The sequence below is a fragment of the Dechloromonas sp. A34 genome, assembly GCF_026261605.1.
Lineage (GTDB): Bacteria > Pseudomonadota > Gammaproteobacteria > Burkholderiales > Rhodocyclaceae > Azonexus.
The window spans coordinates 833086-858612 of sequence record NZ_CP102486.1; the positions used below are offsets into that span (position 1 = coordinate 833086).

Consider the following 25527-nt stretch of genomic DNA (forward strand, 5'->3'; position numbering starts at 1 on the left):
TCAGGAAATCGCCAGCATGCGGTCGAGCGCCAGCTTGGCGAGTTTGGCCTCGTGTTCCGGCACGCTGATTTGATTGACCACCTTGCCCTCGACCAGGTTTTCCAGCGTCCATGCCAGATGCTGTGGATCGATGCGTTGCATCGTCGAGCACATGCAGACGGTGGTCGCCATGAACTGGACGATCTTGCCCTGCGGCAGCACTTCCTTGGCCAGGCGGTCGACCAGGTTGAGTTCGGTGCCGACCAGCCAACGCGTGCCGGCCGGCCCTTCCTTGATGGTCTTGACGATGTGTTCGGTCGAGCCGACGTAGTCGGAGGCGGCGCAGACCTCGAAATTGCATTCCGGGTGGGCGATGACTTTGCCCTCCGGGTACTTGGCGCGGAAGGCGTCGATGTGCGATTTCTGGAACATCTGGTGCACCGAGCAGTGGCCCTTCCAGAGCAGGATTTTGGCTTTCTTGATTTGCGCCGGAGTCAGGCCGCCGAGTTCGAGATCGGGGTCCCAGACCACCATCTCGTCCATCGTGATGCCCATGTTGTGGCCGGTCCACCGGCCGAGATGCTGGTCGGGGAAAAACAGCACCTTGGGCCGGCGTTCGAAGGCCCACTTGGCGATGGTGCCGGCATTCGACGAGGTGCAGACGATACCGCCGTGCCCGCCGCAGAAGGCTTTCAGGTCGGCCGCCGAATTGATGTAGGTGACCGGGGTGACTTCTTCCTCGGCATTCAGCACCTCGTTCAGCTCGCGCCAGCAACGTTCGACCTTGGCCAGGTTGGCCATGTCCGCCATCGAGCAGCCGGCCGCGAGGTCGGGCAGGATGGCCTTCTGGTGCGGGGCGGTCATGATGTCGGCGACTTCGGCCATGAAGTGCACGCCGCAGAAGATGACGAATTCCGAATCGGTCTGCGAAGCCAGCTTGGAGAGCTTCAGCGAATCGCCGGTCAGGTCGGCATGTTGGTAGATGTCGGCGCGCTGGTAGTGGTGGCAAAGAATGACGGCCTGCTTGCCGAGCTTGGCGCGGGCGACACGAATCCGCTCTTGGCAGGCTTCGTCGGAAAGCGTGTTGAAGGGGTCGAAGGCGATGGTGGCGGTTTGCATGTTGTTACTCTGAAAGACGGGCGCTGCGGCCCGATGGTTCCGATTATCCCTGATGCCAGGGCAGGCCGGCATGACGCCAGCCGCCGATCTTGTTGCGCTGGCCCTGGGCGTCCTTGTCACCTTCGAAACCTTCGAGGATGTTGTAGCAGTCGCTGTAACCGGCTTCGGTCGCGGTGGTGGCCGCGGCGATCGACCGCGCGCCGCTGCGGCAGAGAAACATGACCAGCGCTTGAGGATCGACCTGGCGTTGCAGTTCGGCGACGAAGTTCGGGTTACGGACGCCGCCCGGGTACTGGTTCCATTCGATCTCGACGGCATTCGGGACGCGGCCCACCCAGTCCCATTCGGCCCGGGTCCGGACATCGACGATTTTGGCGCCGGGAGCCAGGCGGAGCAACTCCGCGGCCTCCTGCGGCGTCAGTTCGCCCTTGTAGGGGCGTTCCAGAGCACGGCCACGGGCCTGGGCCAGGGTGAGGATTTCGGTAAGCTTTCCCATAATGAATGGCTGCTAGAATCAGGGCCCACCAGTATAGGGCAGAGCTCATGGAAAGCGGACATCCCCAGCAGATACCGGCGTCGCCGGCCGAGCGCGCGGCCGAGGCGCAGCGCGCGACCTGGGTCAGCGTGGTGGTCAACCTGGTATTGACGGTGGCTCAGATCATCATCGGCTGGCTGGCCCATTCGCAGTCGCTGGTCGCCCATGGCGTGCATTCGTTCTCCGACCTGCTCTCCGATTTCCTGGTGATCTACGCCAGTCGGCAGAGCGCACATCCCGCCGACCAACAGCATCCCTATGGCCATGCCCGGGTCGAAACGGCGGCGACGCTGGTTCTCGGCGCCTCGCTGACCCTGATCGGCGGCGGCATCCTCTGGCAGTCCGGCCTGCGTCTGCAGCACATCGAGGTCTTGCCCGCGGTCGAGTTCTCGGCGTTTTGGGCCGCCGTGGCGACGGTAATTGCCAAGGAAGGCCTGTATCGCTATCTGATCCGGGTCGCCGAACGCCAGCGTTCCCAGTTGCTGACGGCCAATGCACTGCACACCCGCGCCGACGCGGCTTCGGCCCTGGTCGTCGTGGTCGGGATCGGCGGCGCGCTGCTCGGCTGGTCCTTCCTCGACCTGCTGGCGGCGGCGCTGATGGGTTTCATGATTTTGCGCATGGGCGCCCAGTTGGCCTGGGGGGCGATCAAGGAACTGATCGACACCGGGCTTGATGCGACGCAGGTTGAGGCGATCCGCAAGAGCCTGCTGGCGACGCCGGGGGTGATCGACCTGCATCAGTTGCGGACCCGGCGCATGGCCCATCAGGTTCTGGTCGATGCGCATGTTCAGGTCGATGCGCGGATCAGCGTCTCGGAAGGGCACCGCATCGCCGAGTCGGCGCGCGCCCGCGTCCTGCGCGAGCATCCCGCGGTGCTCGATGTGTTGGTCCATATCGATCCCGAAGATGACCTCGATCCCGATGTGGCGGTCTTTCGCTTGCCCGGCCGCGACGCCCTGCTCAAGGAACTGACACCGGTGCTCTCGGAATTACCGACGCCGGAGAAGGTGGTGCTTCACTATCTGAACGGCGGCGTTGAAATCGAGGTTTTCCTCGATCACGCCTTTTTCGCGAATGGTGACGCCTTGCGTCGGGCCGAGCTGAAAGTGGCCGAGCGCCTGAAGTCGCACCCAGCCATCCGTGCAGTATCTCTGAATTGTCTGGTTGCACCACATTAGTGCGTGCTTGGGTGGTTTTGCACTATATTGGTGCTGGAAAATCTTGCCAAATCCCGCATCTCCTTGTGGCAAAATACAAAGTTAAGTCGTCGGCCTTTGGCATGCTTTCTGCTAAACCCAGCGCGTTACGAAATTTTTATTGTCGCCGGACCAACCGGCAACTTGTTTTCTTAGGAGACCTACGCTCATGGCAACCCCGCAAGACGTAATCAATCTGATCAAGGAAAACGACGCCAAGTTCGTCGATTTCCGCTTTACCGACACCCGTGGCAAAGAGCAGCACGTCACCGTGCCGGTCTCCGCTTTCAGCGAAGACAAGTTCGAAAACGGCCACGCCTTCGACGGCTCCTCCATCGCCGGCTGGAAGGGCATTCAAGCCTCCGACATGCAGCTGAATCCGGATCCGGCCACCGCCTACATCGATCCGTTCTTCGACGAAACCACCGTCGTCCTGACCTGTGACGTCGTCGATCCCGCCGACGGTCGTGGCTACGACCGCGACCCGCGCTCCATCGCCAAGCGCGCCGAAGCCTACCTGAAGTCCTCCGGCGTCGGCGACACCGCCTACTTCGGTCCGGAACCCGAATTCTTCATCTTCGACGGCGTCGAGTGGAATGTCGACATGTCGGGCTGCCACCTGAAGATCCATTCCGCCGAAGCGGCCTGGAATTCCGGTGAAAAGAACGAAGGTAGCGGCGCCACCGGCCACCGTCCGGGCGTCAAGGGCGGCTACTTCCCAGTTCCCCCGGTCGACAGCCTGCACGACATCCGTTCCGCCATGGTCCTGACCCTGGAAGCCATCGGCTGCCCGGTTGAAGTTCATCACCACGAAGTGGCGAACGCCGGCCAATGCGAAATTGGCACCGTGTTCAACACTCTGGTCAAGCGCGCTGACCAAACCCAGCAGCTGAAGTACGTGGTGCACAATGTGGCCCATCAGTACGGCAAGACCGCGACCTTCATGCCGAAGCCGATCGTTGGCGACAACGGTTCGGGCATGCACGTGCACCAGTCGATCTGGAAGGACGGCAAGAACCTGTTTGCCGGTGACGGCTATGCCGGCCTGTCCGAAACCGCCCTCTTCTACATCGGCGGCATCATCAAGCACGCCAAGGCCCTGAACGCCATCACCAACCCGGGTACCAACTCCTACAAGCGTCTGGTCCCGCACTACGAAGCCCCGGTCAAGCTGGCCTACTCCGCCAAGAACCGTTCGGCTTCCATCCGCATTCCGTACGTCGCCTCGACCAAGGCTCGTCGTATCGAGACCCGCTTCCCGGATCCGATTGCCAATCCGTACCTGTGCTTCTCGGCCCTGCTGATGGCTGGTCTGGACGGCATTCAGAACAAGATCCACCCGGGCGACCCGGCTGACAAGAACTTGTATGATCTGCCGCCGGAAGAAGACGCGCTGATCCCGACTGTCTGTGCCTCGCTGGAAGAAGCCTTGGCCAACCTGGATAAGGATCGCGAATTCCTGACCCGTGGCGGTGTCTTCTCCAACGACTGGATCGATGCCTTCATCGCCTTGAAGATGGAAGAAGTGAACAAGATCCGCATGACCACCCATCCGGTGGAATTCGATCTGTACTACTCCTGCTGATCACAGAGCGTCAGTCAAAAAAGGGCGGGTTTTCCCGCCCTTTTTTTGTTCACCTTTTGGCTGGCTGGCCGTTAACCCAGTACACTGAACCGGTTACAAGGATTGATCACGATGACTCGCAACGCCTTTGTCTTGCTGCTTGCCGCGCTGGCCATGCCGGCTACGGCACAGACCATTTACAAATGCATCGACGCCAATGGGGGGACGCTGATTTCCAATGCGCGCGTCGACAAGAATTGCAGGGCGGTCGTCAGCAGTCCGGAAACCAGTGTGCCGGCTCCCCGGGCCAGGCCGGCCGGAGCAGTGGCCAATCCGACGCCTTCAGGTTTCCCGAGGGTTCAGGAAGATACGCAGCGGGCACGCGATGGCGATCGCCGCCACATCCTCGAGCAGGAACTGGCAGGCGAGCAGCGTAGTCTGGAACAGGCGCGCAAGGATTTTGCGGAACAGGAAGCCCTGCGTGGCAGCCCTGAGCGCCTGGCGCCCTATCGTGACCGTGTCGGACAACACGAGCGCAACATCCAGGCGATCCAGAAAGAACTGGGCAATCTGCGTTAGTTGCTAGTCATTAGTTGTTAGTAGAGTTTGAGGGCGCCACGGCGCCCTTTGCTTTTGCCAAAAACTAGCGACTAATAGCTATCAACTGGCTTTCACCTTGTACCAGGCGGCGTAGAGGGCCGGCAGGAAGAGCAGGGTGAAGGCGGTGGCGACGATCAGGCCACCCATGATGGCGACCGCCATCGGTCCGAAGAAATCGTTGCGCGACAATGGGATCATGGCCAGCACGGCCGCCGCCGCGGTCAGCACGATGGGCCGGAAGCGGCGCACGGTCGATTCGACAATGGCTTCCCGCCGCGGCTTGCCGGCGGCGATGTCCTGTTCGATCTGGTCGACCAGGATCACCGAGTTGCGCATGATCATGCCGAACAGCGCAATGCTGCCGAGCAGGGCCATGAAGCCGAAAGGCTGGCGGAAGACGAGCAGGAACAACGCGATGCCGATAATCCCGAGCGGTGCCGTGAGCAGCACCATGACCACCCGCGACAGGCTCTGCAGCTGGATCATCAGGACGGTGACGACGACCAGCAGGAAGATCGGAATGCCTGCCATCACCGAGCTCGAGCCCTTGGCCGATTCTTCGACCGAGCCGCCGGTAACGATCCGGTAGCCGGTCGGCAAGGCAGCCTGGATGGCGCCGATTTCGGGGGCGAGGCGATCGACGATGGCGGCCGGCTGGGTCTTGCCATACAGATTGCCGCGCACGGTGATGGTCGGCAGGCGATCGCGCCGCCAGATCAGGCCTGGCTCGAAGCCGTGCTTGAAGCGGCCGATCTGGCTCAGCGGCACGCTCTTGCCACTGTGAGTCGGGACCGCCAGATCGGGCAGCGCGCTGAGATGCGCCCGCTCCTCGCGGTCGCCGCGCAGCACGACATCGATGGTCTTCTCGCCTTCGCGGAAACTGGTCACCGTGTAACCGTTCAGCGACATGTTGAGCAGCGCCGCCAGATCCTGGCTGGAAACGCCAAGCAGGCGGGCCTTGTCCTGGTCGATCTCGATCTCGATGGCCTTCGAAAGCTCGCTCCAGTCGAAATTGACGTTGGAGACCTCCGGATTGTGGCGCATGACATCGGCGACCTGGGCCGCGGCCTGGCGCAGGGTCGCCAGATCCTCGCCGGAGACGCGGTACTGGATCGGATAGCCGACCGGCGGCCCGTTCTCGATGCGACTGATATTGCCCCGGGCGTTGAAGCCGCCCTTCTCGAACAGCTCGATCAGCCGGCCGCGCAGGGCTTCGCGGGCCTCGACGCTGCGCGTCAGGATGACGAACTGGCTGAGGTTGCTGGCCGGCAGTTGCTGGTCGAGGCCGAGGTAGTAGCGCGGCGAACCGGAGCCGACAAAGGTGATGTAGTGCTCGAACTGGTCGAATTTGGCCTGGTCCAGGGCTAGCCATTCTTCCAGGCGCTTGGCTTCGGCATCGCTGGCGTTGAGCGAAGCGCCCTCGGGCAGGCGCAGTTCGACATTCAGCTCGAGGCGTGTCGAGTTCGGGAAGAACTGCTTCTGCACCTTGCTCATGCCGACGATGGCCAGGGCGAAGAGGGCCACGGTAATGACGATGATCAGCCAGCGCCGGGTCACGCACCAGCCGACCAGTCGGCGGAAGCGGCTATAGAACGGTGTGCCATAGACGTCGTGGTCCTCGCCGTGGGCAACGCCGCCCAGGCCGAGCCGGGCCAGTAGCGTGGCCAGACGCGGCAGGCGGCGTTCGATCAGTCCCGCCGGGCGCGGTGCGCGCGGGTTGGGCAGCAGCTTGTAGCCGAGCCAGGGAATGGCAACCACGGCGGCCAGCCAGGAAATGAGCAGGGCCATGGCATTGATCTGGAAGAAGGCGAAGGCGTACTCGCCGGTCGACGACTTGGCGAGCGCGATCGGGATGAAGCCGGCGACGGTGACCAGCGTGCCGGAGAGCATCGGTCCGGCCGTGCTGGTATAGGCGAAGGAGGCGGCGCGGGTCCGTTCCCAGCCCTGTTCCATCTTCACCCACATCATCTCTACGGCGATGATCGCATCGTCCACCAGCAGGCCGAGGGCGAGCACCAGGGCACCGAGCGAGACCTTGTGCAGGCCGACGTTGAACAGGTTCATGGCGAGGAAGGTGGCGGCCAGCACGAGCGGGATCGAAATGGCGACGACCATGCCGGTCCGGATGCCGAGGCTGATGAAGGTGACGAGCAGGACGACGATCACCGCTTCCGCCAGCGACTGCACGAAAGCCTGCACCGAGCGCTTGACGGCGGTCGGCTGGCTGGTCGAGGTGGCGATCTCGACGCCGAGCGGCAGCGTAGCGTTGAGCAGGGCGATCCGCGTATCGAGCGCCTTGCCGAGGACGATGACGTCGCCGCCCTTGGCCATCGAGACGCCGATCGCCAGCGCCCTCTGGCCGCCGAAACGGACCCGGGTGCCCGGCGGGTCCATCGTGCCGCGCTTGACGGTGGCGATGTCGCCCAGCCGGAAACTGCGGCCGCCGGCGCGGATCGGCGTATCGGCCACGGCCTGCACCGTATCGAAGGCGCCGCCCGGGCGAATCTGAATGCGTTCGCTCGCCGTCTCGAAAAAGCCGGCGCCGGCCACCGCGTTCTGCTGGCTCAGCGCCTGGACGATAGTGCTCTGGTCGATGCCGAGCGTCGCCAGCTTGGCGTTCGAGAGTTCGACGAAAATCTTCTCGTCCTGGACGCCGAAAATGTCGACCTTGCCGACATGCGGTACGCGCAGCAACTCGTCGCGGATGCGCTCGGCGGTGTCCTTGAGTTGCGGATAATCGAGACCCTCGGCGGTCAGCGCGAAGATGTTGCCGTAGACGTCGCCGTATTCATCGTTGAAGAACGGCCCCTGGACACCGGCCGGCAGAGTGTGGCGAATGTCGCCGATCTTCTTGCGTACCTGGTAATAGACATCCGGCACCATGGCCGGCGGCGTGCTGTCCTTGGCGAAGAAGAGCACGGTCGATTCGCCGGGGCGGGTGTAGCTGGAAACGCGGTCGATGAAGGGCGTTTCCTGGAGTTTCTTTTCGATCTTGTCGGTCAGTTGCTGCTGCATCTGCAGCGCCGTCGCGCCCGGCCAGAAGCTGCGGACGACCATGACCTTGAACGTGAAGGGCGGGTCCTCGGCCTGGTTCAGCCGGCCGTAGGCGACAATGCCCATGAGCGCGATGGCGAACAGGAAATAGCCGACCAGCGTCCGGTGGTGCAGGGTCCAGTCGGACAGGTTGAAACGCTGGCTCACGGCTTAACGCTGCCCGGCAGGCGGCGTGACGGGGCGGGCGTCGACCGCCTGGCCGACGACCAGGCGGGCAGCGCCGGCGACGACAACCAGTTCGCCGGCTTGCAGTCCGGCGGCGACGACGGCGCCATCTTCCTGGAAGCGGCTCAGGCGGATCGGTCGCGGATTGGCCTTGCCTTCGGCGACCACCCAGACCAGCGGGCCGTTGCCCTGGTCGACGACGGCAGCCAGCGGGACGAGCAGGGCGGCCTCGCCGGCGGCATCGAGAAAGACGCGGGCGGTCATGCCGAGGCGGACTTCCGGCGGCGGGTCGAGCAGGCGGATGCGGGCGGCGTAGGTCCGGGTGGCCGGATCGGCGGCCGGAGAAAGTTCGCGCAGTTCGCCGCGCAGGCGGACTTCGGGGTTGGCCCAGAGGCCGACGCTCAGCGCTTTGGCCGCCTTCAGTTCGGCGATGCGGCTTTCGGCGACGGCGATCGCGACTTCCTTCTCTTCCGGTCGGGCCAGACGGAAAACGGCCTGGCCGGCACTGACCACCTGGCCGGCGTCGGCCAGCACGGCGGTGACGACGGCCGGAAATTCGCTACTCAGCGTGCCGTAGGCGGCCTGGTTGCCACTGATCCGGCTTTGCGAGCGGGCCTGTTCGAGACGGGCGCGGGCACTGTTGGCGGCATTGTCCTTGGCTTCGAAAGCGGCTTGGCTGACGAATTTTTTCGCCAGCAAGCCGGCGTAGCGCTCGCGCTCGGCGCTGGCCGTGGCCAGGTCGCTCTCGGCGCCTGCCAACTGGGCGCGTGCGGCCGTGGCTGCCAGTTCGAGATCGGCCGGGTCGAGCCGGGCCAAAGGCTGGCCGGGCTTAATCTCGGCGCCGGCGTCGACCAGGCGGGCGGCCAGCTTGCCGCCGACCCTGAAGGCCAGATCGAGTTCGTGGCGGGCGCGAATCTCACCAGTGTAGGTGGCGGTGCCGACAGCCAACGGTGCCACCGCCTGGACGAGGACCGCACGGCTGGCCAGCGGGGGCGGTGCCTCGCCCTGGCATCCGGCGAACAGCAGGGCCAGACCGCACAGCAGGGTAATCGGAAACGGGGTGGTCTTGGACATGGGGCGGGCCGAAGGCTGGACCAAGCATCATAATGAACGATCGGTCAGTAACGCAAGTTGTCCAGATGGCCTAGACCCAAATCGCTACAATGGCAGCCATGAATGTCACCCACGCTTCCTTCTCCGGCCTCGATCTGCTGGCCTCGGCGGTGCTGCTGCTGGACGACGGGCAGCTCATCCGCTACATCAATCCGGCCGGCGAGAACCTGTTGGCGGTCAGCGGCCAGTCGGTGGTCGGCAAGACCCTGGCCGTGGTCTGCACCTGTTCGACAACCTTGCAGGCGGCGCTCGATAACGGACTGAACAACAATTGGGGCTATACCGGCCAGAACATCCAGTTGAAGCGCAGCGATGGCGAAACCCTGCACTTGAACTGCACGGTGACGCCGTTGCGCCCGGAGATTGCGGGCGGCATGCGCCTGCTGCTCGAATTGCAGCCGATTGAGCACCATCTGGCGGCGACCCGCGAAGAGCGCCTGATCGAGCAGCAGCAGGCCAGTCGCGAACTGATCCGCAACCTGGCCCATGAAATCAAGAATCCACTGGGCGGCATCCGCGGCGCGGCACAGTTGCTCGAACATGAACTGGCCAATCCCTCGCTCAAGGAATACACCCAGGTCATCATCAAGGAAGCCGACCGCCTGCAGGACCTGATGCAGCGCCTGCTGACGCCGCACCGGGCGATGCTGCCGACGACGGTCAATATCCACGAAATTCTCGAACGGGTGCGCAGCCTGCTGACCGCCGAGTTTCCCGGTTCGCTCGAAATCCGGCGCGACTACGATACCAGTCTGCCGGAACTGATCGGCGACCGCGAGCAACTTATCCAGGCAGTGCTGAATATCGCCCGCAATGCCGCGCAGGCGATGAACGGCGAAGGCGAGATCATCCTGCGCACGCGCTCTTTGCGTCAGGTGACGCTGGCCAAGAAGCGCTACCGGTTGGCCATGGAAATCAAGGTGATCGACAACGGTCCGGGCATTTCCGACGATATCCACGAACGCATGTTCTATCCGCTGGTTTCCGGGCGTGACGGCGGCACTGGCCTGGGCCTGACCATCGCCCAGAATTTCATCCAGCACCACCACGGCACCATCGACTGCTCGAGTCGTCCCGGCAATACCGTTTTCACCTTGCGCCTGCCGGTCGAGCAGGCCTGAGTCTTGCTAGACTCTTGGCCATACTAACGACTAGATGAGCCAAAAAAATATGAAACCGGTCTGGATCGTGGACGACGATCGCTCAATCCGCTGGGTTCTGGAAAAGACCCTGTCCCGTGAGGGCATCCCCTTCAAGAGTTTCGCCTCGGCGACCGAGGCCATTTCCCAGCTCGAACAGGGTATCGAGCCGCCACAGGTCCTGATGTCGGACATCCGCATGCCCGGCCAGTCGGGCTTGGTGCTGCTGCAGGAGGTCAAAACGCGTTTTCCGTCGGTGCCGGTCATCATCATGACTGCCTATTCCGATCTGGAAAGCGCCGTCGCCGCTTTCCAGGGCGGCGCCTTCGAATACCTGCCCAAGCCCTTCGACGTCGATCAGGCCGTCGAGCTGATCCGGCGGGCCATCGATGAATCAATGCACCAGAGTGGTGCGCTGGAAGAAGAGGGCCTGGTCCCCGAAATCCTCGGTCAGGCGCCGGCGATGCAGGAAGTCTTCCGCGCCATCGGTCGTCTTGCGCTGTCGCATGCGACCGTGCTGATCAACGGCGAGTCCGGTTCCGGCAAGGAACTCGTGGCGCGAGCCCTGCACCGCCATAGCCCGCGTTCCGACAAACCCTTCATCGCGATCAACACGGCGGCGATTCCGAAGGATCTGCTCGAATCCGAACTCTTCGGTCACGAACGCGGTGCCTTCACCGGCGCTCAGGCTCAGCGCCGCGGTCGCTTCGAGCAGGCCGAAAGCGGCACGCTGTTCCTCGACGAAATTGGCGACATGCCCTCCGAACTGCAGACCCGCCTGTTGCGCGTGCTGTCCGATGGCCACTTCTATCGCGTCGGCGGCCACTCGCCGATCAAGGCCAATGTCCGGGTCATCGCGGCGACCCACCAGAACCTGGAAACCCGGGTCAAGGAAGGCCTGTTCCGCGAAGATCTGTTCCATCGCCTGAACGTCATCCGCATTCGCCTGCCCTCGCTGCGCGAGCGGCGCGAGGACATTCCGCTGCTCACCAAGCATTTTCTGCAAAAGAGCGCCCGCGAACTCGGTGTCGAAACCAAGCGCCTGTCGGAAGCCGCGCTGAAGTACCTGAGCGGCCTCGACTTCCAGGGCAATGTCCGGCAACTGGAAAATCTCTGTCACTGGCTGACCGTGATGGCCCCCGGCCAGCAGGTCGAAATCGGCGATCTGCCGGGCGAACTGCGCGAATCGACGCCGGTCACCCTGGCCACCGACTGGGAGGGCGCCCTCGAAGACGAGGTCGACCGCCTGCTGGCGCGCGGCGTGCCCGATGTTCATGGCGTCCTGGCGCAGACTTTCGAGCGCATCCTGATCACCCGGGCGCTGGCCCATACCGGCGGCCGCCGGATCGAGGCGGCGCATGCGCTGGGGATCGGCCGCAACACGATTACCCGCAAGATTGCCGAACTCGGCATCGACGGCGGCAAGGAGCTGGCGGCGGAGTAAAATCCGCGGCATGCCCCTGATCGATCTTGTCTTGCTCAAAGCCCGGCTGGGCGAACTGGCCGGCCGTTTTGACGTTGATGCGCTGGACGAATGCGATTCGACCAGCAGCGAACTGATGCGTCGCGCCGACCGTGGCGCTCCGGCGGGTAGCGTGGTGGTCGCCGACCGGCAGAGTGCCGGCCGTGGCCGGCGCGGCCGGCAATGGCTGTCGGCCCCAGAAGCGAGTCTGACCTTCTCCCTGCTTTGGCGCTTTACCGGACCGCTGTCGCGCCTGAGCGGCCTCTCGCTGGCGGTCGGTGTCGCTCTGGCGCGCGGACTGGAAAGCCTCGGCGCCCAGGGCGTTGGCCTGAAGTGGCCGAACGACGTGCTGCTTGACCAGGATGGGCGGCAGGCCAAGCTGGCCGGCGTGCTGGTCGAGCTGGCCTCCGACCGGCGCGGCACGCAGGCGATTATCGGCATCGGCCTCAACCTGCTGCCGCCAGCCGAAGAATTGCCTTTCCCGGCAGCCGGCCTGAGCCAGGCCTGCTATCGCTTGCCGGAGCGCCATGCCGTGCTGGCGGCGCTCCTGTGCGAGTTGGCCGAGACACTTGAGCGCTTTGCCGGCGACGGTTTTGGCGGGCTCAAGGCCGACTGGCAGCAGCGTCATGTCTGGCAGGGGCAGCAAGTCCAGCTTCTCGACGAGGCGGCATCACCAGTGCTCGGCACCTGTCTGGGCGCGGACGATGATGGTGCCCTGTTGCTCGAAACTGCCGCCGGGGTCGAACGCATTCTGGCAGGCGATGTCAGCCTGCGCCCCGCAGGAAGTACTCTTGGCGGGCGCCCGGCATGATCGTCTGTCTGGATAGCGGTAATACCCGCATCAAATGGGGGGTGCATGACGGCGAGCGCTGGCTGGCCCAGGGCGCAGTCGACCACGCGGGCAGTGGCGAACTGGCGGCCCTGCCGACGACCTGGCCGCAGCCGGACAAAGTGCTGCTCGCCAACGTCGCGGGCAACGATGTAGCGACCCGCATCCGCGAACAGTTGGCTGACTGGCAATCCGTATTCCGGGAAGTCAAGGCCGAGGCCAAACGCGGCGGCGTGACCAATCGCTATCAAAATCCGGGACAACTCGGGGTGGACCGCTGGTGCGCGCTGATTGGCGCCCGCAGCCTGACCCGTATGGCCTGCATCGTGGTCATGGCGGGGACGGCGACGACGATCGACACGCTCGACGCCGACGGCAATTTTCTCGGCGGCCTGATTCTCCCGGGTAGCCCGCTGATGCGGCGCGCCCTCGCCCGCGACACGGCCGGCCTGCCGCTGGCCGCGGGACAATACGCCGAATATCCGCGCTGTACCGACGATGCAATCGTCAGCGGCGCCATCGAGGCCCAGGCCGGGGCGATTGAACGGGCTTTCCGTCGCCTGGCCGACCGGCGCACCCAATGCCTGATCTCCGGCGGTGATGCCCAGGTTCTGGCGGACTGTCTTTCGATTCCGCATGCCTTGATCCCGAATCTTCCGCTGGAAGGCTTGAAAGTACTGGGCTGCGACGACTGAGCAGGCTTGGATACGATGCCCAAGCATCGTATTCCGGCTATTTTCGTGCCCTGGCGATGGCGCCCGAAGCATTCATCGCCTGCTATCGGGCCCGCCATGCTTGAATTTGCCAGGGCGCGGGGCGACAATCCGACGCTGTCATACGCCATCCGGGATATCGCATGTTCGATCCGGTACTCAATAGCCTGCCGGCCTTCGCCAGTTTTTTCGTGACCGCGCTGGTCTTGCTCGCAGCCTTTCTTGCCCTCTACATTTTCATCACGCCCTACAGCGAACTGGCGCTGATCCGCGCCGGCAACGAGGCGGCGGCGGTCAGCCTGGGCGGGGCGGTGATCGGTTTCGCGCTGCCGATCGCCGTGTCGGTCGCAATCAGCCACAACCTGTACTCGATGATTGGCTGGGGGCTGGTCGCCTGCGTCGTGCAGTTGCTGACCTTTACCACGGCGCGCCTGGCGCTGCCGACCATCAACCACAATATTCCCCAGGGCAAGCTGGCTTCGGGGATTTTTCTCGCATCGCTCTCGATCGGCGTCGGCATCCTGAACGCCGGTTGCATCGCCTGATCACTCAAGGAGGTAGCCATGGCCCTGATGGACTTCATCAAGAAACAGTTTATCGACATCCTGCAATGGACAGAGGAGGGCGACGGCACGCTGGCCTGGCGCTTCCCGATGCAGGAAATGGAAATCCAGAACGGCGCCAGTCTGACCGTACGCGATTCGCAACTGGCCCTTTTCGTCAATGAAGGCACGGTCGCCGATGTCTTCGCGCCGGGCATGTACAAGCTGACGACGCAGACGCTGCCGGTCCTGACCTATCTGAAGAACTGGGACAAGCTGTTCGAGTCCCCGTTCAAGTCCGACCTCTACTTCTTCTCGACGCGGATCCAGCTCGACCAGAAATGGGGCACGCCGAACCCGATCACCATCCGCGACAAGGAATTCGGCGTCGTCCGCATGCGCGCGTTCGGCATCTACAGCTATCACCTCTCCGACGCCAAGACCTTCTACCAGAAGATCTCCGGTACCCGCGACAGCTATGGCCGCGAGGAGCTGGAAGGCCAGCTGCGCAACACCATGGTCGCCGGGATGACCGACCTCTTTGGCGAATCCGGCGTTGCCTTCATCGACATGGCGGCCAACCAGGACGAGTTCGGCAAGGCGATGTTCGCCAAGATGCAGCCGATGTTCGCCGATTTCGGCCTGACCCTCGATTCGCTGGTCGTCCAGAACATCTCGCTGCCGGAGGAATTGCAAAAGATTCTCGACCAGCGGATCGGCATGAACATGATCGGCGACATGGGCCGCTACACCCAGTACCAGGTTGCCAATGCAATTCCTGAGGCGGCCAAGAACGAGGGCGGCATGGCTGGCATGGGCGTCGGCCTCGGCGCCGGGGTCGGTTTCGGCCAGGTCATGGGGCAGGCGATGGCTTCCGCCATGACGCCGGCCACGGGCGCCCCGGCAGCAGCCGTACCGGCACCGAGCGTCGCCCCGGTCTCGGCCGACGAGGTCGTCGCCACCCTGGAAAAACTGCATGGGCTGGTCGAAAAGGGCATCCTGACCAAAGAAGAGTTCGAGGCCAAGAAAGCCGAGCTGCTCAAGAAGCTGACCTGACCGGCAGCCTGTGGCGCTGACTGCCTCCTGCCCCTCCTGCGGCGCGCCGGTTGTCTTCCAATCGGCGTCGTCGATCTTTGCCGTCTGCGAATACTGCCAGAGCACCCTGGTCCGTCACGACCAGGCGCTCGAAGACATCGGCAAGATGGCGGCCCTGGTCGAGGATCGTTCGCCGCTCCAGTTGGGCAGCGAGGGCAGTTACAAAGGTGTCCATTTCGCTCTGATCGGGCGCATCCAGATCAAGTACAGCCAGGGTATCTGGAACGAGTGGCACCTGCTGTTCGACGACATGCGCACCGGCTGGCTGTCGGAAGCCGCCGGCGAGTATGTGCTCACTTTTGCGCAATTCGTTCCGGATCGCCTGCCGCCCTTCGATGAGCTGACAATCGGTCAGCGCTTCGTGCTGGCCAGCCAGACGTGGACGGTGAGCAATATCGAGAACGCCGAGTGCGTGGCCGGTCAGGGCGAATTGCCGTTCAAGGTCGGCGGCGGCTATCCGGTGGCCGCGGTCGATCTGCGCAACGGCGCCAATTTCGCGACCCTCGACTACTCCGAAACGCCGCCGCTGTTGTTCGTCGGCCAGGCCGTCGATTTCAGGTCGCTGAAAATGGCCAACCTGCGCCAGGGCATGCCGATCCCGACGGCCAGCGTTGCGGCCCAGGTTTTCCGCTGCCCGAGCTGCGGCGCGCCAATGTCGGCGCGTTCCAGGGACATCCTGGCGGTCGGCTGCGCCAGTTGTGGCGCCGTGGTCGATACCGCCGACGAGAGCTACAAGCTGTTGTCGAAGGCGCTCGGTCAGCGCGACGAGCAATATCAGCCGCGCTTGGCGCTGGGCAGCAAGGGAACGCTGGAAGGCAAGCCGGCCGAAGTGATCGGCTTCCTGGTCAAGCAATGCAAGGTGGACGGCATCGCCTACGACTGGCGCGAATACCTGCTGGCCGGCGGGCACGGAACCTACCGCTGGCTGACCGAGTACAACGGTCACTGGAACATCGCCGACGTGCTGCCCAATCCGCCGAACAGCAGCGGGGCGATGGAACTGTCCGACGTGCGCTGGAGCGGGCAGGCGTTCAAGCATTTTTCGACGACCCCGGCGGCCGAAGTGATCCAGGTCGCCGGCGAATTTACCTGGCGTGTCCGCCGTGGTGAAACCAGCCGCGTGGTCGATTACGTCGCGCCGCCCTTGATGCTGTCGCGCGAGTCGACGGCCAAGGACCTGAGCTGGTCGCAAGGCCTGTATGTCGCCCCGGCGGTGATCGCCGAAGCCTTTAAGTTGCCGGATGGCCGCCTGCCCGAACCGATCGGCGTTTACGCCAACCAGCCCAATCCCTGGGAAGCCACCCACCAGCGGGTCTGCAAGCTGTTCTGGAAACTGGCTCTGCTCGCCGTGCTGCTACAGCTTTTCTTCGCCTTCGTGTCGGGCGGTAAGTCCCTGCTCCGTCAGGAGCTCGCCTTTTCGTCGCAGATGGCCGAGGAAACCCTGGTCACCCGGGAGTTCGAAGTGCGCGACAAGCCGCGCAAGATCACGGTGCGCAACACGACGACCCTCGACAACAACTGGATCGGCCTCGACCTGCTGTTGGTTAACAAGGCGACCGGCAACGCCTGGCCGGCGGCACGCGAACTGGCCTTCTACCAGGGCTATGACGACGGTCACTGGACCGAGGGCAGCAACGAGGACGAGGTGGTTTTCCTCGATGTGCCGCCGGGTACCTACTATCTGAGTGTGGATCCCGACCTGGCGCCGGAAAAGCCGGTGCCGGTGCGCGATACCGTCGAGGTCTTCAGTGGCGGCGCCGGCTGGAGCAATTTTGTGATGGTGCTGCTCTTCTTGGTCATCTTCCCGGTTTTCACGCGCCTGCGCCATGCTGCTTTCGAGGCCGGGCGCTGGGCGGAGAGCGACCACGCCCCGGTTAGCAGCGACGATGCGGATGAGGACGACTGATGTTCAAGCACTTTAATCTCGCCGCCGGCATCCTCGCCCTCGCCCTGTTCGGCTACGCCCAGCACCAGGGCTGGAACCTGTTCGACAACGTGGCTAACCCTGGCGGCCGCTCAGGGGGCAGCAGCCGGATTTATCACAAGTGATTCCGCGCCCGCTTCCGGGCTGAGTCGCCAGCATTCAGCGAACGCGCGCCGCTCGCCGCCTGCGCTACAATCGCGGCCGTTTTCCAATGCGGCAAGCCGTCGAATCATGAAGCACCTCAGTCTCACCGATCATCCGTATTTCGCGCTCTTGCTCGTCTGGCGGGCCGTGCTCGGCCTCTTTGCGCTGGACGCCGTCTTCGAGAAGCCCTTTGCCGCAATGCTGATGTCGCTCGGCGTCCTTGGCGTCTTTCTTCTGGCCGGTGAACTCGCCTACAAGGCCAAGCTTCGTTTTGATCAGGAACGCCTGCGCCAGGAGCGCGATCGCGAGCTTCGCGAACGCCGTGCCGAGGAGGCCAGGTTGCGACTTGAAGCGGCTCGGGCTCAGCAGGTGGCGAGCGCGCGCAAAGGTTTCGGCCTCGATGACGATAACGAGGCGCCGCCTTTGCCAGTCATCGAAACGTCGGATGGCGTGCTCGGTACATTGTCGGCAAAAGACTTCGCGCTTGCCCTGAACGAAGCTAAGATCTAGTTGTTCAGGGAGTCGAGGTTCGAGGTCGGGCCGCACAAAAACGCAAGTGGCCTGACACGGCGGAATCTTGTGGTTTCGCCTCCACGAGGCGACTTCCGCGCTGCTAGAGCAAAGGCTGAAAAGTGTACCGGGTAGTAACGAAGCGCATTGACTATCGCGGCAAGCGGATCATCGAACATGGTCCCTGGTTCGTGTCTCACCATGATGCGGAGTATTGGGCCGACATTCTCCGTGACTGCGGCTATCACTCCGAAGTCCAAAGTCAGCACGGGGGCGGCGAGGCGCATGCCAACGAGGACAGTCAACTGCGCGATGCCTTGTCGAGCATGGCCTAGGCAAAGAAAAAACCGCTCACCGCCCTGTTTCACCAGCTGTCGCTTGTGGCGATAATGCCGCCATGCGCCCGCTTTCCCTCCTATTTCCGATTTTGCTGCTGTTTTTTTCCTCGGCCCACGCCCTGGAAAAAGTCAGCGTGCAACTGAACTGGAAACACCAGTTCCAGTTTGCCGGCTACTACGCCGCGATCGAGAAGGGCTACTTCCGCGACGCGGGCTTCGAGGTCGAGCTGCGCGAGTTGCCCGACGGCAGCGATCCGATTGCTGCAGTGCTCAAGGGCGAGGCGAACTACGGGGTGGCGGCCTCCGAACTGGCGCTGCAACGGGCCCAGGGCAAGCCGCTGGTGGCGCTGGCGGTGATCGTCCAGAACTCGCCGCTGGTCCTGCTCGCCAATCGCCGGAAAATCCCCAGCATTGACGCCCTCAACGAACGCCGGATCATGCTCCTGCCCCATGAAGCCGAACTGGTGGCCTATCTGAAACGCGAAGGGGTCGAGCGCTACACCCCGGTGCCGCACAGTTTTCAAGCCGACGATCTGATTGCCGGGCGGGTCGACGCCATCTCGGGCTACTCGACTGACGAGCCCTTCGTGCTGCGCCAGCAGAACTTCCCCTATCTGGCCTTTACGCCCAAGGCGGCGGGGATCAATTTCTACGGCGATACGCTATTCACCCTTGAGAATGGCGTCAAAGCCAATCCGGATGCGGTTCGCGCCTTTCGCGCCGCGGTGCTACGCGGCTGGGCCTACGCCATAGCCCAGCCCGACGAGATCGCCGAGTTGATTCTCAAACGCTATTCGACCCGGCACAGCAAAGCGCACTTGCTGTTCGAAGCCGTGGAACTGAAGCGCCTGATGCAGCCCGATCTGGTCGAAATCGGGCAGATGTCGGCCGCCCGCTGGCAGCAGATCGGGCAGACCTATGCCGAGTTGGGGATGTTGCCGGCTGGCTTTTCGCTCGACGGCCTGGTGTTCGATGCCGAAGTGCGCCAACTGCCCGGCTGGCTGCTGCCATTGCTGGTCATTGCCTCCCTGGTGTTCGCGCTGATGGTGGTCACGGCGGCCTATTTCGCCCGCCTCAATCTCCGGCTGACCAAGGAAATCGGCAACCGTCATGCCGTCGAAGCCGCCCTTCGGGGCAGCGAAGAACGTTACCGCCGGCTGGCCGAGCAGAGCAAGGACGTGATCTGGACCCTCGATCTGGCCAGCATGCGCTTCACCTATGTCAGCCCAGCGGTTCAACAGGTGCGCGGCTTCACGCCCGATGAGGTCATGCAGCAATCGCTCGAAGATGCACTGAGTCCGGCTTCCTATCGCCATGTCATGGGGGTGCTGGCGGAGCATCTGCAACGCCTGGCCGCCGGCGACCAGACAGCGTTGTCGGCGATGGCCGAGGTCGAGCAGCCGCACAAGGATGGCGGCACGGTCTACTCGGAAGTGGTGGCCAGCTTCCTGCTCGACGACGAAGGGCGGCCGACGACCATCCTCGGCATTGCCCGCGACGATTCCGGACGGCGGGCGGCCGAGGCCCAGTTGCGGGCCGCCAACGAGCGCCTGCGCCAGCAGTTGCAGGAGATCGAGCAACTACAGGGGGCGCTGCAGGAGCAGGCGATTCGCGACAGCCTGACCGGTTGCTTCAATCGCCGCTACCTTGATGAAACGCTCGAACGCGAACTGCCGCGGGCGCGCCGTGAAGGCTACCCGCTGGCCCTGCTGATTCTCGACCTCGATTACTTCAAGCAGATCAACGACACCTACGGTCACCAGGCGGGCGACGAGGTGCTGCGCGAACTGGCCAGCCATCTCCGTGCCGACATCCGCCACGAAGACATCCTCTGCCGCTATGGCGGCGAGGAATTCGTCATCCTGATGCCGCGCATGCCGCTGTCCGTGGCGGCCGAGCGGGCCGAGCGCTGGCGCCAGGCGATCGCCGAGATCCGCGTGCGCTTCGGGTCTTTTGAACTGCGCTTTACCAGTTCAGCCGGGGTGGCGGCTTATCCCGATCACGCCCGGATGCCGGACGATCTGATGCACTGTGCCGATCTCGCGCTATATTCCGCGAAGAATGAGGGACGGAACCGCGTCGTCGTCTATACGCCGCCCGCCCGCTAGTACCATGAATTCAAAGGCTGGCACTAGTCGGCGGGAGTAAAGGGTGCGGCAGTCGTCGCCGGGCGGGACGTCGGGTTCCGCGCTCAGGCGGCCAGCGTGCGCCGCAGATCGGCCAGCACGCGGCCGGTTTCGGGGCGCACGCCACGCCAGACCAGAAAGGCTTCCGCGGCCTGTTCGACCAGCATGCCCAGACCATCGGCGCAGCGGGTCGCACCTTGTTCGCGCGCCTGGCTCAGGAAGGGCGTTTCGCCCTTGCCATACATCATGTCGTAAGCCAGGCTGTCGCCGGCGAACAGACCGGGCGGCAGCGCCAGGCTGGCGCCGGCGAGGCTGGCGGAGGTGGCATTGATCACCAGGTCGAAGCGGCGGCCGGCGGTGTCGGCGAAACTTCCAGCCTCGACCGTCGCCAGATCGGCAAAGCCATGCGCCAGCGCGACGGCCTTGTCGGCGCTGCGATTGGCGATGAACAGCGCGGCCGGCTTGCCGGCTAGCAGCGGGGCGATCACGCCGCGCGCGGCGCCGCCGGCGCCAAGCAGCAGAATACGCTGGCCAGTCAGCGGGCAATTCAGGTTGCGGGTCAGATCGCCGACCAGACCGGCGCCGTCGGTGTTGTCGCCGAGGATTTCGCCGGCCTTGAAGGCCAGCGTATTGACTGCCCCGGCCCGTGCCGCCCGCTCGCTCAAGCGGCTGCTCAGGCGAAAGGCTTCTTCCTTGAAGGGGACGGTGATGTTGGCCCCCTTGCCGCCGGCGGCGACAAAATCGGCAATTGCCTGCGTGAAACCGTCGATCGGCGCCAGGCGGGCTTCATAGCGCAACGGCTGGCCGGTGGCGGCGGCGAAGGCGGCGTGGATGGCCGGTGATTTGGAGTGGGCAATCGGGTTGCCGAAGACGGCGTAAAGATCGGTCATTTCGCGGAGAGCTGGTCGCCCTGGGTGAAATTCCAGGTACGGGTAATTTCGAGGACGTCGGTGTCGCGCCGGATGTCCGGCGGGAAGGGCGAGTAGGGCGAAGCCATCTGGACGATGCGGCGGGCCGAATCGTCGAGCACCTTGTAGCCGGAGGAACGGTTGATGTCGATGCGGGTGACGCTGCCGTCGGCCGTGATCGAGACGGTCAGCACCAGCGAGCCATAGAGCTTGCCACGAGCCGCCTCGGGATAGTTCAGGGTGCCGATGCGTTCGATTTTCTGCCGCCAGTCCTCGATGTACTGGGCGAAGCGATATTCCTCGGTGCGCGCCCCGATGAACTTCTTGCGCGGCCGCTTGCTGTATTCGTCGGTCGTTTTGTTGATTTCACCTTCGAGACGCGCCATCGCGCGCGCCGACTCGAGCAGGTCGAGGCCGGAGACGCTGGGGCCGGCGTCGGCTGTTCGCTGGCGCTCGGGCTGGAGGAAACGCTGCGCAGGCTCTTGGCCTGGGTCAGCATCTTGTGCTGGGCGGCTTCCAGCTCCTGTACCCGGCGCTGCATCTGCTGCAGGTCGTCGCCTGTCGTCTGTTGCGAGGTCGGTGGCAAGGGCGTCTTGGCCCGCCGGTTTTCATCGGTGTTGCCGCCGCCGTCGAGATTCGACTGGGCCAGCGCCTGGGCATCGCGCGGCTTCGTGGCCGACTTGGCATTGACCAGGATGATGTCGAGGGCCTTTTCGCGCATTGCGTTCGAGGCGTCGGGGAACTGGAAGTGCAGCGTCAGCAGCAGGGCGTGCGCCAGCAGCGACAAGCCGACTGCTAGCCAGAAAGGCCGGTTGTCCGCCGGTGCCACTTGCCAGGCCAGGGTTGCCGCAGTCACTGCTCTTCCTCCTCGATGACCTCCGCCGGATTGCTTTCGCCGAGCAGGCTCAGGAAGCGGCAGCTGATTTCCGGGCTGAGGAGGTCCAGGGTTTCAACGGCCAGGTGCACGCGTTGCGCCGGCGGTAGATCGCCAGGCAGTGAAGGGACGCGGAGCAGCACCGGCAGGTGGTCGAGCTTGACCAGTTGTTCGCGGCGCACGGTCGCATCGATCTCGGTGATGCCGTGCTGCTGCAGCCAGCGCAGGCACCAGTAACGCTCCATCAGACGCTGGAAATCGGCGTAGGCGGCGTAGGTCGTTTCGAAATCGCGCATCGCACCGAACAATTCGGCCGATTTCTGCGCGAAGGCCGGTGTCTCGCCCTTCAGGCAGGCGATCAGTTGCCATTGATTGACCAGGTCGCAATAACGGCGCAGCGGCGAGGTCATCCAGGCGTATTGCGGCACGCCGAGGCCTTCATGCGGTAGCGGCGAGGTCGTCATCCGCACCTTGCCCTGGGTCTGGGCGCGGTATAGGCAGGCGACGTTCTTTTCGGCGAGCAGGCCGCCCCAGGTCGAGTTGGCGACGATCATCAGCTCGGCGACCAGCTTGTCGAGCGGGCTGCCGCGTTTGCGTTCGCTGATCTCGACCGTACAGGCATCGGGGTCGGCGAGATCGCCATCGATCGCGAAGTTGTAGTCGTTGATGCCCTGCATCGCAGACGGCTTGCCGCGCCGACCTTCGCAGGCGTTGGCGAAGTGCCAGAGGTGGAGCAGTTCGTCCTTGAACGGCTGGTCGGGCAACGGGCCGCCGATGGTTTCGGCGTTGAACCAGGGCTCGATTTCGTGGTGGCGCAGGTTGGCGGCGATATGCACCATTTCCAGCCGCGATTCGTGGCTGAGGATTTCCAGCGCGTCGTTGACCGTCAAGTAGAGTGAGACGGCCGGGCAATCGACGCCGCCGGCCAGCGTGTAGTTCTGGACCACGGCGTCGGGCAGCATGGTGATCTTGTTGCCCGGCATGTAGACGGTGGACAGCCGGGCGCGGGCGACGCCGTCGAGCGGCGAGCTGTGTTCGATGGCCAGACCGGGGGCGGCGATGTGGATGCCGATGCGCGAGCCGATGCCGGGCAGTTTGACGACCGACAGGGCATCGTCGATTTCGGTGGTGTGGGCATCGTCGATCGAGAAGGCGCGGACGTCGGCGCGCGGCAGGTCGCGCGGCAGCTTCGGCGCGTCGAGCGCCGGGAAGGCGGTGCCTTTCGGGAACTGCTCGTGCAGGAAGCGGCGGTAATGCAGGAAGTAGGCCGACTTGATGGCGCCGCACTTGAAGAGCAGCTGGGCGGCGCTGAGTCCGGTGGCGGCACAGGCCGTCTCGAAAGCCTTGGTTTCGGACTTGTTGCGGTCCGGCGCGTAGAGTAGGGCGTCGGTCAGGGCGCCGATTTCCGGCGGCAGGCGGAATTCCTTCAGTTCGCCAATCCAGCCTTCCATCGCGAGCGCTTGCTGACGCTTCTTTTCAAGGCTGGCCAGAGCAGCTGCGAGAATGTCGGGAGGTGCCTTGCGGAAGCGGCCCTTGCCTTTGCGGTGGAAGTAGACGGGCGCGGCGTGCAGGGCAAGCAGCACCGCCGTCGCTTCGCCCGGGGCGGGTTCGTGTCCGTAGTAATCACGGGCAAAATCAAGAAACGAAAATTCGCCATCGTTTACGCACTCCCACAGGAAATCCGGTTCGATCTCTTCGGCCAGCGGCGCCGACTGTTCCAGCAAGGCCGCCGCCGAGGGCTTCTCGAAACGCAACAACACCGTAGCGGCCTTGATCTTGCTCCGCTTGCCGGTGGGCATTTCGACCTGCAACGAGCTGTCGTTGTCGGCCATGATGCTGCCGGCCTTGAAGCCGCCATCTTCTTCAAACAATACATTCATCGATGGATTATAACCCGGCAAATTCAATGAGTTGCGGCACGAAGTCGGGAAACTTCGTGAAGCTGTGATCGCCGCCCGCCAGCACGGTTTGCCGGCAGCCGGCGTAGAAATCCCGGGCCTGGCGGAAATCCAGCACTTCGTCGCCTTCTTCGAGCAGCAGCCAGTAACGTTCTGGCGTCGGTCGGGCGACCTGGGCCTTGAGTTGGGCGGCGTGGGCTGCGCTGAAGGTGAAGCGTTCGCCGCTGTGGAAATTGGCGTGATCGCCGACGAAGTCGGCCAGATCCAGACGGTCGACGACCGCGGGATTGATCAGCACCGCCTTCAGGTCGTACTTCTCCGCCAGATGGTTGGCGTAATGACCGCCCAGCGAGCTGCCGACCAGGGTCACCCGGCCGCCGGCGGCCTCGATCAGGCGGCTGGCGCCGGCGACCGCTTCATCCGGGACAGGAGACAGTTGTGGGCAGGTGAAATGCCCGGCTAGTCCGCGCCGCGCCATTTCCTCGGCGAGCAGCCGCGATTTCCACGACGCCGGCGAGGAGCAGAAGCCGTGCAGGTAAAGGATCAGGCCGCGGTCCATTGCACCCAGCCGAAGTGGGCGGTCAATAACACGACGATGCCGAAGACGATGCGATACCAGGCGAAGGGCGTGAAGTCATGGCTGGAAATGAAGCGCAGCAGCCAGCGCACGCAGAGGAAGGCCGAGACGAAGGCGGAAATGAAACCGACCACCCACATGCCGAGATCGTCGGCATTGAGCAGGGCGCGCTCCTTGTAGAGCTGATAGACGGTGGCCGCACCCAGGGTCGGGATGGCCAGGAAGAAGGAAAACTCGGTCGCCGCCTTGCGCGACAGGCCGAAGAGCAGGCCGCCGATGATCGTCGCACCGGAACGCGAGGTGCCGGGAATCAGCGCCACCGCCTGGGCGAAACCCATTTTCAGGGCATCGAGCAGGGTCATTTCCTCGACTGTCTGGACGCGGATGGTGTGCTCGCGCTTCTCGGCCCAGAGGATGACGAAGGCGCCGAGAATGAAGGTGGTGGCCACGGCAATCGGGTTGAACAGGTTGGCCTTGATCGCCTTGCCGAAGGCCAGGCCGAGGATGGCCAGCGGCAGGAAGGCGACGAACAGGTTAAGGATGAATTTCTGCGCCGCCTTGTCGCTGAAGGCGCCACGCGCCACGACCAGCAGTCGCTCGCGGTATTCCCAGACCACGGCCAGGATGGCGCCGGACTGGATGACAATTTCGAACAGCTTGCCGCGATCGTCGTTGAAATCGAGCAGGTCGCCGGCCAGGATCAGGTGGCCGGTCGACGAAATCGGCAGGAATTCGGTCAGACCCTCGACGATGCCGAGAATGAGGGCCTTGAGGAGCAGGATCGGATCCATGGAACGCAGCCTTTATTGGGAGGCCGCATTCTACTATCCCGGTCGGGTCAGCGCTTCGAGATCGGTCAGCCAGCGCAAAGCCTGCTCGCGCGAATCGCCGCACATTTCGGCGGACGGCTGCAGGCCGGCGCAGCAAGCGGGGCGTTCCGGCTGGCCGAAGATCGTGCAGCGCAGGGTGCTATCGAGGTGACGGCAAGGCACGCCGGCCGGCTTGTTGAGCGATGAAATCGACGGCGCGATGCAGCAGGCGCCGCAGTTGGCTCGACATTCCAGTGCTGCGGGAAGCTTCGTTTGAGACATGCGCCATTGTCGCAGATCAGGCTTCCGCG

The 25527-nt window shown here is 64.0% G+C and carries 24 protein-coding genes; 14 read left to right on the forward strand and 10 right to left on the reverse strand.

Annotated elements, in window-relative coordinates; translation table 11 throughout:
- Both nadA and NQE15_RS04175 read right to left on the reverse strand, forming a co-directional pair.
- Window positions 1–1098, reverse strand: coding sequence for a quinolinate synthase NadA (nadA, locus tag NQE15_RS04170; RefSeq protein WP_265946794.1), 1098 nt, complete (start codon window positions 1096–1098; stop codon window positions 1–3).
- A 43-nt stretch (window positions 1099–1141) separates the two neighbouring features.
- Window positions 1142–1594 (reverse strand): rhodanese-like domain-containing protein, encoded by a 453-nt coding sequence (locus tag NQE15_RS04175; RefSeq protein WP_265946795.1) that lies wholly within the window; start codon window positions 1592–1594, stop codon window positions 1142–1144.
- A gap of 47 nt (window positions 1595–1641) precedes the next feature.
- Between NQE15_RS04175 and NQE15_RS04180 the strand changes: the two genes are divergently transcribed.
- From NQE15_RS04180 to NQE15_RS04190, 3 genes are all read left to right on the forward strand, one after another.
- The gene (locus NQE15_RS04180; protein WP_265946796.1) at window positions 1642–2814 is read left to right on the forward strand and encodes a cation diffusion facilitator family transporter; all 1173 of its coding nucleotides are present in this window, start codon (window positions 1642–1644) and stop codon (window positions 2812–2814) included.
- A gap of 187 nt (window positions 2815–3001) precedes the next feature.
- Window positions 3002–4417, forward strand: a complete 1416-nt coding sequence (gene glnA, locus NQE15_RS04185; RefSeq protein ID WP_265946798.1) for a type I glutamate--ammonia ligase — start codon at window positions 3002–3004, stop codon at window positions 4415–4417.
- A 111-nt stretch (window positions 4418–4528) separates the two neighbouring features.
- Window positions 4529–4975, forward strand: a complete 447-nt coding sequence (locus tag NQE15_RS04190; RefSeq protein ID WP_265946801.1) for a DUF4124 domain-containing protein — start codon at window positions 4529–4531, stop codon at window positions 4973–4975.
- Between the two features lie 81 nt (window positions 4976–5056).
- Here NQE15_RS04190 and NQE15_RS04195 read toward each other — a convergent pair whose 3' ends face one another.
- Window positions 5057–8197 (reverse strand): efflux RND transporter permease subunit, encoded by a 3141-nt coding sequence (locus NQE15_RS04195; RefSeq protein ID WP_265946803.1) that lies wholly within the window; start codon window positions 8195–8197, stop codon window positions 5057–5059.
- 3 nt (window positions 8198–8200) lie between these two features.
- The gene (locus NQE15_RS04200) at window positions 8201–9289 is read right to left on the reverse strand and encodes an efflux RND transporter periplasmic adaptor subunit (RefSeq protein WP_265946805.1); all 1089 of its coding nucleotides are present in this window, start codon (window positions 9287–9289) and stop codon (window positions 8201–8203) included.
- 89 nt (window positions 9290–9378) lie between these two features.
- Here NQE15_RS04200 and glnL point away from each other — a divergent pair, with 89 nt between their 5' ends.
- The 10 genes from glnL (at window position 9379) to NQE15_RS04250 (ending at window position 20132) form a co-directional block, all read left to right on the forward strand.
- A complete protein-coding gene (gene glnL, locus NQE15_RS04205; RefSeq protein WP_265946807.1) occupies window positions 9379–10449 on the forward strand; it encodes a nitrogen regulation protein NR(II) in 1071 nt (356 codons plus the stop codon).
- Between the two features lie 49 nt (window positions 10450–10498).
- On the forward strand, window positions 10499–11911 hold the full coding sequence (gene ntrC / locus NQE15_RS04210) for a nitrogen regulation protein NR(I) (protein WP_265946810.1): 1413 nt from the start codon (window positions 10499–10501) through the stop codon (window positions 11909–11911).
- A 10-nt stretch (window positions 11912–11921) separates the two neighbouring features.
- Window positions 11922–12740 carry a biotin--[acetyl-CoA-carboxylase] ligase gene (locus NQE15_RS04215; protein ID WP_265946812.1) on the forward strand — a complete coding sequence of 273 codons (819 nt, stop codon included), beginning with the start codon at window positions 11922–11924 and terminating at the stop codon, window positions 12738–12740.
- Complete coding sequence (locus NQE15_RS04220; RefSeq protein WP_265946814.1) at window positions 12737–13453, forward strand: type III pantothenate kinase; 717 nt, start codon at window positions 12737–12739, stop codon at window positions 13451–13453. Before NQE15_RS04215 ends, NQE15_RS04220 begins: the two co-directional genes overlap by 4 nt.
- Before the next feature lie 161 nt (window positions 13454–13614).
- Window positions 13615–14016 carry a DUF350 domain-containing protein gene (locus NQE15_RS04225; protein ID WP_265946816.1) on the forward strand — a complete coding sequence of 134 codons (402 nt, stop codon included), beginning with the start codon at window positions 13615–13617 and terminating at the stop codon, window positions 14014–14016.
- 18 nt (window positions 14017–14034) lie between these two features.
- Entirely contained in the window at window positions 14035–15069 is a 1035-nt protein-coding gene (locus NQE15_RS04230) for an SPFH domain-containing protein (protein WP_265946818.1), read from the forward strand.
- A 10-nt stretch (window positions 15070–15079) separates the two neighbouring features.
- Complete coding sequence (locus NQE15_RS04235) at window positions 15080–17014, forward strand: DUF4178 domain-containing protein (RefSeq protein ID WP_265946820.1); 1935 nt, start codon at window positions 15080–15082, stop codon at window positions 17012–17014.
- Window positions 17014–17157: a hypothetical protein gene (locus tag NQE15_RS04240; protein ID WP_265946822.1), complete on the forward strand. Its 144-nt coding sequence runs from the start codon at window positions 17014–17016 to the stop codon at window positions 17155–17157. The genes NQE15_RS04235 and NQE15_RS04240 overlap by 1 nt, the downstream gene beginning before the upstream one ends.
- Before the next feature lie 106 nt (window positions 17158–17263).
- Window positions 17264–17686 (forward strand): hypothetical protein, encoded by a 423-nt coding sequence (locus NQE15_RS04245; protein ID WP_265946824.1) that lies wholly within the window; start codon window positions 17264–17266, stop codon window positions 17684–17686.
- Between the two features lie 397 nt (window positions 17687–18083).
- Window positions 18084–20132, forward strand: a complete 2049-nt coding sequence (locus tag NQE15_RS04250) for a diguanylate cyclase (RefSeq protein WP_265946826.1) — start codon at window positions 18084–18086, stop codon at window positions 20130–20132.
- A gap of 83 nt (window positions 20133–20215) precedes the next feature.
- On the opposite strand, the gene aroE is transcribed toward NQE15_RS04250, so the two are convergent.
- Together aroE and NQE15_RS04260 are read right to left on the reverse strand one after the other, a co-directional pair.
- Complete coding sequence (aroE, locus tag NQE15_RS04255; protein WP_265946828.1) at window positions 20216–21040, reverse strand: shikimate dehydrogenase; 825 nt, start codon at window positions 21038–21040, stop codon at window positions 20216–20218.
- Window positions 21037–21444: an energy transducer TonB gene (locus NQE15_RS04260; protein ID WP_265946830.1), complete on the reverse strand. Its 408-nt coding sequence runs from the start codon at window positions 21442–21444 to the stop codon at window positions 21037–21039. Before NQE15_RS04260 ends, aroE begins: the two co-directional genes overlap by 4 nt.
- A gap of 116 nt (window positions 21445–21560) precedes the next feature.
- Here NQE15_RS04260 and NQE15_RS04265 point away from each other — a divergent pair, with 116 nt between their 5' ends.
- Entirely contained in the window at window positions 21561–21857 is a 297-nt protein-coding gene (locus tag NQE15_RS04265) for a hypothetical protein (protein WP_265946832.1), read from the forward strand.
- A 53-nt stretch (window positions 21858–21910) separates the two neighbouring features.
- Here NQE15_RS04265 and NQE15_RS04270 read toward each other — a convergent pair whose 3' ends face one another.
- Genes NQE15_RS04270 through NQE15_RS04285 form a run of 4 tightly spaced genes read right to left on the reverse strand, consistent with a single transcriptional unit; the run spans window position 21911 to window position 25471 of the window.
- Entirely contained in the window at window positions 21911–23812 is a 1902-nt protein-coding gene (locus tag NQE15_RS04270) for a ribonuclease catalytic domain-containing protein (protein ID WP_265946834.1), read from the reverse strand.
- A gap of 7 nt (window positions 23813–23819) precedes the next feature.
- Window positions 23820–24389 carry a YqiA/YcfP family alpha/beta fold hydrolase gene (locus tag NQE15_RS04275; RefSeq protein WP_265946836.1) on the reverse strand — a complete coding sequence of 190 codons (570 nt, stop codon included), beginning with the start codon at window positions 24387–24389 and terminating at the stop codon, window positions 23820–23822.
- The gene (locus NQE15_RS04280) at window positions 24374–25198 is read right to left on the reverse strand and encodes an undecaprenyl-diphosphate phosphatase (protein ID WP_265946838.1); all 825 of its coding nucleotides are present in this window, start codon (window positions 25196–25198) and stop codon (window positions 24374–24376) included. Before NQE15_RS04280 ends, NQE15_RS04275 begins: the two co-directional genes overlap by 16 nt.
- A gap of 33 nt (window positions 25199–25231) precedes the next feature.
- Window positions 25232–25471: a YkgJ family cysteine cluster protein gene (locus NQE15_RS04285; protein WP_265950122.1), complete on the reverse strand. Its 240-nt coding sequence runs from the start codon at window positions 25469–25471 to the stop codon at window positions 25232–25234.
- Window positions 25472–25527: the final 56 nt, after the last annotated feature.